The organism is Streptomyces mayteni (assembly GCF_054783955.1).
This window is the reverse complement of the sequence record NZ_BAAGPR010000070.1, coordinates 34106-42252: the sequence shown is the minus strand read 5'-3', so window position 1 is coordinate 42252 and position 8147 is coordinate 34106. Positions and strand designations below refer to the sequence as shown.

The following is an 8147-nucleotide window of genomic DNA, read 5'->3' as shown; positions in this document are numbered from 1 at the left end:
CCCGGCGGGTGGCTTGCGCGGCAGCGGGCTGGCGGCCCGGCGGCGTAGCCGCCGTGGGCCGGGCCCGCGCCCCCCCTCGCGGGGCGGAGCCCCGCGAGGCCGGGCGGCGCAGCCGCGGTTGTTTGTGCCCTGCGGGCGTGCCGCGCCCACCCACCCCCAGCCATGGGGGTCCCCCCGGACGGAGTCTGGGGGAGGCTGAGAGGTGCCCCCACGAGCCCTTGGCGGTGGCCTCGCGCGGCAGCGGCCTGCGGCCCGGCGGCGAAGCCGCCGAAGGCCAGGCCCGCCCCCCTGGCGGGCCGCGCCCGCCCTGGGGCGGGCCCCTCGCGGGGCGGAGCCCCGCGAGGCCGGGCCGCGGGGCCCGGAGGGCCAGGCGGCGAAGCCGCCCTCGGCCCCCGGCCCGGGGCCCCCACCGCGCGAAGCGCGGAACAAAGGGCTCGTGGGGGCACCTCCCAGCGTTAGCTGGGGGAGGGTGGGGAAAACCCCGCGCGAAGCGCGGGGCACCCACCTCACGGGCAGGCAGCGCCTCCCGCGTGCCGGGCGGCGCAGCCGCCCCCACCGCGCGCAGCGCGGATGAACGGGCTTGTGGGGGCACCTCCCTGGGGGCACCTCCCAGCCTCCCCCAGACTCCGTCCGGGGGGACCCCCATGGCTGGGGGCCGTTAGCTGGGGGAGGGTGGGGACAGCACCGCGCGGAGCGCGGGGCACCCCCGCCCCGCGCGGGGCGCGGAACAAGGGGCGGGTGGGTGGGGGGAACCCGTCACACCACATCGCGCCGGTTCGCCAGGACCGGGACCGCCGCCCTGGCCGCCGCCACCTCCGTGAGGTCCACGTCGTGGACCAGAAGCCCCGGCCCCGCCCCCAACCGCGCGCGAACCTCGCCGAGCGGCGAGACGACCGCGCTGTGCCCGATCCCCGTCGGCGCCTTCGTCTTCGGCGCCGACCCGACCGTCGTCGGGTCGGCCTGGCCGGCGGCCACGATCCAGCACGTGCTGTCGAGCGCGCGGGCCCGCACCAGCAGGTCCCACTGCGCGAGCTTGCCAGGTCCGGCGCCCCAGGAGGCGGGGAGCAGGATCAACCGCGCCCCGTCGTCGGCGAGCCGGGTGAAGAGGCCGGGGAACCGGACGTCGTAGCACGTGGCGAACCCGACCCGGACGTCGCCGAGATCGGCCGTCACGGCCCGCCCGCCGGGGGCGACCGTCGCCGACTCGGCGAAGCCGAACGCGTCGAAGAGGTGCACCTTGTCGTAGTGGGTGTCGACGCCTCGGCCGGTGATCAGCAGGGTGTTGGCGACCCGGCCGTCGTCGGCGGGGGTGAACATGCCGGCCACCACCAGCACTCCGGTCCGTGCCGCGAGCTCCCGGACCGCCGTCGCCCAGGGGCCGTCGAGTGGTTCGGCGACCGGGCCGAGCGGGATCCCGAACCGCGCCATCGCGGCCTCGGGGAACACCACCACGTCGGCGCCCTGGTCCGCCGCCCGCTCGGTGTCCCGTGCGATCGCCGTCAGGTTCTCCTTCGGCGAGACCCCGGAGGCCAGTTGACCCACCGCGATCCGCACCGTCCTGGCGGCCGCCGCAGCCCGTCCCGATCCCATGGCAGGCATGGCAGTCATGACAGTCCTCCTCCTCGTGCCCCAGGCCGTAGGAGACCATGGTCGTATGGCAACCCATGTGATCACAGGGGCAGGTTCGGGAATCGGCGCGGCGGTCGCGGAGCGGCTGACCAAGCGGGGCGACGAGGTGTGGCTGTGGGCGCGCGACGCGGGCCGCGCGCGGGAGCTCGAGGCGCTCTACCCGGGCGCGCGTACCCTCGTCGGCGATCTCGGTGAGCCCGACCGGCTCTCCTGGGCGCTCGGCCACCAGTCCCCGCCGGACCGCGTCGACTCGCTCATCCACAGCGCGGGCGTCGTCGACCTCGGCTCTGTCGGCGAGCTCAGCACCAAGGTCTGGCACTCCACCCTCACCACCAACCTGATCGCCCCGGCCGAGCTCACCAGGCTGCTGCTGCCCCAACTGCGCGCCGCCGCCGGCCACGTCGTGTTCATCAACTCCGGCGCCGGGCTGCACGCCTACCCCGGGTGGGGCGCGTACGCCGCCAGCAAGCACGGGCTGCGCGCCCTCGCCGACGCGCTGCGCGGCGAGGAGGCCGCCAACGGGGTGCGCGTCACGACCGTCTACCCGGGCCGTACCGCGACGCCCATGCAGGAGAAGGTGCACCGGCAGGAGGGCCGGGACTACGAGCCGGAGCGGTGGCTGACCACGGCGGACGTCGCGACCACCGTGCTCACCGCGCTCGACCTGCCGCGCGGCGCCGAGGTCACCGACCTGACGGTGCGACCCACCGGCTGACCACCGGCCGGCCGTCGTTGTCTACGTTGTCCCCGTGACTGAACCCTCAACGAACGCTTTCCCCTGGGGACCGGCGGCGGCCACCGGCGTCGGCTCGATGCCGGGCGAGGACGCCAGGGAGGCCGCCAGGATCGTGGCCGGCTCCCTGGAGACGCTGCTCCACCTGTCCGAGCTACCCGCGCGCGGCCCGGGCGCGGACATGATCGGGCGGACGGCCGGCCTGCTGGTCGAGCTGTACGCCCGGGTCGAGCCGAGCGGCTGGCGGATCGGGGACCGTCCTGGCCGGGACACCCGGCGGGCCCGCGCCTGGCTCCGCGAGGACCTGGACGCGCTCGAGGAGTTCACCCAGGGCTACACGGGGGCGGTCAAGGTGTCGGCGGTTGGCCCCTGGACGCTGGCCGCCGCCCTGGAACGACGCAACGGCGAGGCCATGCTGGGCGACGCCGGCGCCTGCCGGGACCTGGCGGCCTCGCTGGCCGAGGGGCTGCGCGGCCACCTCGCCGAGGTGCGCCGCCGGGTGCCGGGCGCCACCGTGGTGCTCCAGCTCGACGAGCCGTCGCTGACCGCCGTGCTCACCGGCCGGGTGCCCACCGCCAGCGGCTACCGCACCCACCGGGCCGTGGACCGCGCGGTGGCCGAGGAGACGCTGCGCGGCCTGGTCGCGGTGGCCGGCGACGACCCGGTGGTGGTGCACAGCTGCGCGCCCGGCGTGCCGTTCGCGCTGCTCCGCAGGGCCGGCGTCACCGGCGTCTCCTTCGACGCCGGGCTACTCACCGAGCGTGACGACGACATGATCGGCGAGGCCGTCGAGGGCGGCACCGCGCTCTTCGCCGGCGTCATCCCGGGCACCGGCGCCACGCCAGGTGAATTGTCAGACCCGGCCGGTACTGTCAGTGGAGTCAGATCGCTTTGGCGCAGGCTGGGGCTGTCTCCGGAGCTTCTCGCGAAGTCCGTGGCCATCACCCCCACCTGCGGCCTCGCGGGCGCCACCCCGGCGTACGCGGCGGCCGCGTTGGAGCACTGCGTCCGGGCGGCGAGATCCCTCGCGGACAACCCTGAGTGACGGGAGACGAGTTCAGTGGCCGAATCCGCCAAGGCCGAGCCCTCCGTGGGAGGCGCCTCGGTGCCGCAGTCCTCCGTGCCCCGGTCCTCGGTGCCGCCCGCGGCGAGGGAGCGGCACGCCCGGCTCGCCGAGCAGGTCGAGGAGCACCGCTTCCGCTACTACGTGACCACGCCGGTCATCAGCGACGCCGAGTTCGACCGGATTCTGCGCGAGTTGCAGGCCCTGGAGGACGAGCACCCCGAGCTGCGCACGCCCGACTCGCCGACGCAGCAGGTCGCCGGCACCTACGAGACGGAGTTCACCTCGGTCGACCACCGGGAGCGCATGCTCTCGCTGGACAACGCGTTCGACGACGCCGAGCTCGACGCGTGGGCCGAGCGGATCGCCGAGGAGCTGGCCGGCATCCCCTACCACTTCCTCTGCGAGCTCAAGGTGGACGGCCTCGCGGTCAACCTCACGTACGAGCACGGCCGGCTGACCAGGGCCGCCACCCGGGGGAACGGCCGCACCGGCGAGGACATCACGCCCAACGTGCGCACCATCGCCGAGGTGCCGCAGCGGCTGCACGGCGACCGGGTGCCGGCGCTGGTGGAGATCCGCGGCGAGGTGTTCTTCCCGATGGAGCGCTTCGAGGAGCTGAACGCGCGGCTGGTCGCCGCCGGCGAGAAGCCGTTCGCCAACCCGCGCAACGCGGCGGCCGGTTCGCTGCGCCAGAAGGATCCCAAGATCACCGCGAGCCGCCCGCTCCAGATGGTGGTGCACGGCATCGGCGCGCGCGACGGCTTCGAGATCGAGCGGCTCTCCCACGCGTACGACCTGCTCAAGGAGTGGGGTCTGCCCACCGCCAGGGCGGCGAAGGTCGTCGACTCGCTCGATGGCGTGCGGGAGTTCATCGCCTACTACGGCGAGCACCGGCACGCCGTGGAGCACGAGATCGACGGCGTGGTGGTGAAGCTCGACGAGATCCGGCTCCAGGGGCGGCTCGGCAGCACCTCGCGGGCGCCCCGCTGGGCCATCGCCTGGAAGTACCCGCCCGAGGAGGTCAACACCACACTGGTCGACATCCGGGTGGGCGTCGGCCGCACCGGCCGGGTCACGCCGTACGCGGTGGTGGAGCCGGTCACCGTGGCCGGCTCCGAGGTCGAGTTCGCCACCCTGCACAACCAGGAGGTGGTCAGGGCCAAGGGCGTGCTCATCGGCGACACGGTGGTGCTGCGCAAGGCGGGCGACGTGATCCCGGAGATCCTCGGCCCCGTGGCCGACCTGCGGGACGGCAGCGAGCGCGAGTTCGAGATGCCGGCCGACTGCCCGGAGTGCGGCACCGCGCTGCGGCCCATGAAGGAGGGGGACATCGACCTGCGCTGCCCCAACTCCCGCTCGTGCCCGGCCCAGCTGCGGGAGCGGATCTTCTATCTGGCCAGCCGCAGATGCCTCGACATCGACCACTTCGGCTATGTCGCGGCCACCGCCCTCACCCAGCCGATCGAACCGGCCGAGCCGCCGCTGCGCGACGAGGGCCGGCTGTTCGAGCTCACGGTCGAGGAGCTGCTGCCCATCAAGTCCTACGTCCTCGACCAGGACACGGGGCTGCCCAAGCGCGACCCGGAGACGGGGGAGCCGAAGGTCGTCACCTTCTTCGCCAACCAGCAGGGCGAGCCCAAGAAGAACGCGCTGGCCATGCTCGACGCGATCAGGGAGGCCAGGCAGCGGCCGCTGGCCAGGATCATCACCGGCCTCTCCATCCGGCACGTGGGCCCGGTGGCGGCCGAGGCACTGGCCCGCGAGTTCGGCTCGCTCGACCGCATCGCCGAGGCCGGCGAGGAGGAGCTGGCCGCGACCGAGGGCGTCGGCCCCACCATCGCGGCCTCCCTCAAGGACTGGTTCGCGGTCGACTGGCACCGCGAGATCGTGGAGCGCTGGCGGGCCGCCGGGGTGCGGCTCGAAGCGGAGTCCACGGCGGAGGCCGGCCCGCGCCCGCTGGCCGGGATCACCGCCGTGGTCACCGGCACCCTCCAGGGCTTCACCAGGGACGGCGCCAAGGAGGCCCTTCAGAGCCGGGGCGCGAAGGTCACCGGATCGGTGTCCAAGAAGACGCACTTCGTGGTCGTGGGGGAGAGCCCGGGATCCAAGTACGACAAGGCGGTGCAGCTGAAGGTGCCGGTCCTCGACGAGGTCGGCTTCCGCGCGCTGCTCGACCAGGGCCCGGACGCGGCGCGGGAGCTCGCCCTGGTGACGGGCGAGGCGGAGGAGACCGCCGGGTCCGAGGAGGCGGAGGAGACCCGGGAGGAGGGCGGGAAAGGAGCGTCTGACGGAGAGTCGAACTCCTGAACCCGGGGCATATACCAGGAACATACGACCGCGCGACGTGCTTTCGGTAACCGTCGGTGTTCCCTGCCCGTGCCGGCGCCCGGCGGCCTAATGTGGGGTGGTGCGCCCGGTCGCGGGCGGGCGAGAACGGCCGTGAGAGGGACCCGAATGCAGTCAGCTCCCGGGGGGAGACGGCCCCCACCACGCGATCACGCGTGGCTGTCCCGATACATCAGGCCGGCGTTGCCGGCCGCCGCCGGCATCGCCCTGGCCATCGGCATCGTCCGGCTGGTGGCCGGCGGCCACGCGGTGTTCCCCGGCGACCGCCCGGGGTGGGGCTTCGCCGTCCTCACCGCGCTGATCGTGGCCCACCTGGTGGCCTGGGGGCGGGACCGCTGGTGGAGCGGCGGCAGCGGCTCGGGCGCGGCGCTGGCCCTGGCGATGCTGCTGCTCTACGGCTGGGTGCCCGCCGTGCTCGTCAGCCTGGCCGTGGTCAGCGTCGTCGGGGCCGCCCGCCGCGGGCGCCGCCGGGAGGCCCTGCTGCACGGCGCCATCGACGTCCTCGGCATAGGCGCGGCCGCCCTCGCCCTGGCCGCCTGGGGAAACCGCCCCAGCATCGAGAACCGCTGGGAGCCGTCCGCCTGGGAGCCCACCACCGTCCCGCAGTTACTCCTGGGCGCCGCCGCCTACCTGCTGATCACCCGCACCCTGCTGTGGCTGAGCAGCGACCCGCCGGGCGGCCTGGCCTCGCTCGCCAGCGGCGTGCTGGCCCGGCAGGCCCTGGTGGCGGTCGCACTGCTGTGCATCGTTCCCCTGATCGTGGTGGTCGCCGCCCACAAGCCGCTGCTGCTCCCGCTGTTCGTGGTGCCGCTGATAGCCCTCGACTCGACCTTCTGGATGGCCAGGGACCGCGCCGAGGACCAGCTCCTCGACCCGCTGACCGGCCTCCCCAACCGGCAGTGGCTGCTGGAGCGCACCCGGGTCGCCCTCGACGAGGCCGACCGGGCCGGCGAGCGCGCCGCGCTGATCCTGATCGACCTCGACAGCTTCCGCTCGGTCAACGACACCCTCGGCCATCTCACCGGCGACCAGCTCCTGTTGCAGATCGCCGACCGCATCCGGCGCCAACTGCCCGCCAACGCGGAGGCGGCCAGGCTCGGCGGCGACGAGTTCGCCGTGCTGCTGCCCGCGGTGGACTCCGCGACCAGCGCGCAACGCACCGCCCGCGCCGTCCTCGGCTCGCTCAGCGCCCCCCTCGAACTCGACGGCCTCACCATGGTGATCGAGGCCAGCGCCGGCGTCGCGGTCTTCCCCGACCACGCCCCCGAGGCCGAGGGCCTGCTGCGCCGGGCCGACGTCGCCATGTACGGCGCCAAGAACGACCGCAGCGGCGTCGAGGTCTACGACGCCAGCCGCGACAGCAACACCCCCGACCGCCTCGCGCTCCTCGGCGACCTGCGGCGGGCCCTGGAAGCCGGCGAGGTCGAGCTGCACTACCAGCCCAAGGTCCGCTTCGACGGCGAGGTCGAGGGGCTCGAGGCGCTGGTCCGCTGGCAACACCCGGACCGGGGCCGGATCCCGCCCGACGAGTTCATCGCCATCGCCGAGACGTCAGGGCTGATGCCGCGGCTGACGGAGTACGTCCTGGAGACGGCGCTCCGGCAGGTCGCGCGGTGGCGCTCAGCCGGCCTGACGGTGCCGGTCGCGGTCAACGTCTCGCCGCGCGACGTCTACACCCCAGGCTTCGCCGGCGCGGTCGCCGCCCGCCTCGCCCGCCACGGCGTCCCGGCCGGCTCCCTCCAACTGGAGATCACCGAGCACGTGATGCTGGAGGACCCGCAGCAGGCAGCCGACACGCTGGCCGGGCTCACCGGCCACGGCGTCCGGATGTCGCTGGACGACTTCGGCACCGGCTACTCCTCCCTGGTCCACCTGCGGCGCCTCCCCGTCAGCGAACTCAAGATCGACCGCTCCTTCGTGGCCCGCCTCACGGTGGACAGCGAGGACGCGGAGATCGTCCGCTGCACGGTGGAACTGGCGCACTCGCTGGGGCTGGTGGTCGTCGCGGAGGGCGTCGAGGACGACGAGACGTGGGAGCGGCTCCGGGATCTCGGCTGCGACGCGGTCCAGGGCTGGCTCGTCGCGGCGGCGATGCCGCCCGCGGAGACCACGGCCTGGCTCCGCGCCCGCGGGTCGGGCGTGCCGGCCCTGCCAGCCCCGACGGCCTGACGGCCGGTTTCTCCCCACCCACCCGCCCTTTCCGCTGCCGCGGGGTGGCGCGCGCTGCGCGCGGGCGGTGGCCCGCGGGGGCCCAACGGCGGCGTAGCCGCCTTGTTGGGGCCCTGCGGCCGTGTCGGCCTGCGGCCGTGCGCAGCGGTGCGGCCGCGCCCACCCTCCCCCAGCCATGGGGGTCCCCCCGGACGGAGTCTGGGG

The 8147-nt window shown here is 74.7% G+C and carries 5 protein-coding genes; 4 read left to right on the top strand and 1 reads right to left on the bottom strand.

Annotated elements, in window-relative coordinates; translation table 11 throughout:
* Window positions 1-756: 756 nt before the first annotated feature.
* Window positions 757-1554 carry a carbon-nitrogen hydrolase family protein gene (locus tag ACYVPE_RS26445; protein WP_461036222.1) on the bottom strand — a complete coding sequence of 266 codons (798 nt, stop codon included), beginning with the start codon at window positions 1552-1554 and terminating at the stop codon, window positions 757-759.
* Between the two features lie 100 nt (window positions 1555-1654).
* Between ACYVPE_RS26445 and ACYVPE_RS26440 the strand changes: the two genes are divergently transcribed.
* From ACYVPE_RS26440 to ACYVPE_RS26425, 4 genes are all read left to right on the top strand, one after another.
* Entirely contained in the window at window positions 1655-2344 is a 690-nt protein-coding gene (locus tag ACYVPE_RS26440; RefSeq protein ID WP_461036218.1) for an SDR family oxidoreductase, read from the top strand.
* A 34-nt stretch (window positions 2345-2378) separates the two neighbouring features.
* Entirely contained in the window at window positions 2379-3407 is a 1029-nt protein-coding gene (locus ACYVPE_RS26435; RefSeq protein WP_461036217.1) for a methionine synthase, read from the top strand.
* A 60-nt stretch (window positions 3408-3467) separates the two neighbouring features.
* On the top strand, window positions 3468-5735 hold the full coding sequence (gene ligA, locus ACYVPE_RS26430; RefSeq protein WP_461036221.1) for an NAD-dependent DNA ligase LigA: 2268 nt from the start codon (window positions 3468-3470) through the stop codon (window positions 5733-5735).
* A gap of 147 nt (window positions 5736-5882) precedes the next feature.
* Complete coding sequence (locus tag ACYVPE_RS26425; RefSeq protein ID WP_461036216.1) at window positions 5883-7943, top strand: putative bifunctional diguanylate cyclase/phosphodiesterase; 2061 nt, start codon at window positions 5883-5885, stop codon at window positions 7941-7943.
* Window positions 7944-8147: the final 204 nt, after the last annotated feature.

What these genes read in the sequence shown, in the direction of transcription:
- ACYVPE_RS26440 (WP_461036218.1), top strand. Translation starts at nt 1,655, where the DNA reads ATGGCAACCCATGTGATCACAGGGGCAGGTTCGGGAATCGGCGCGGCG.
- ACYVPE_RS26425 (WP_461036216.1), top strand. Translation starts at nt 5,883, where the DNA reads ATGCAGTCAGCTCCCGGGGGGAGACGGCCCCCACCACGCGATCACGCG.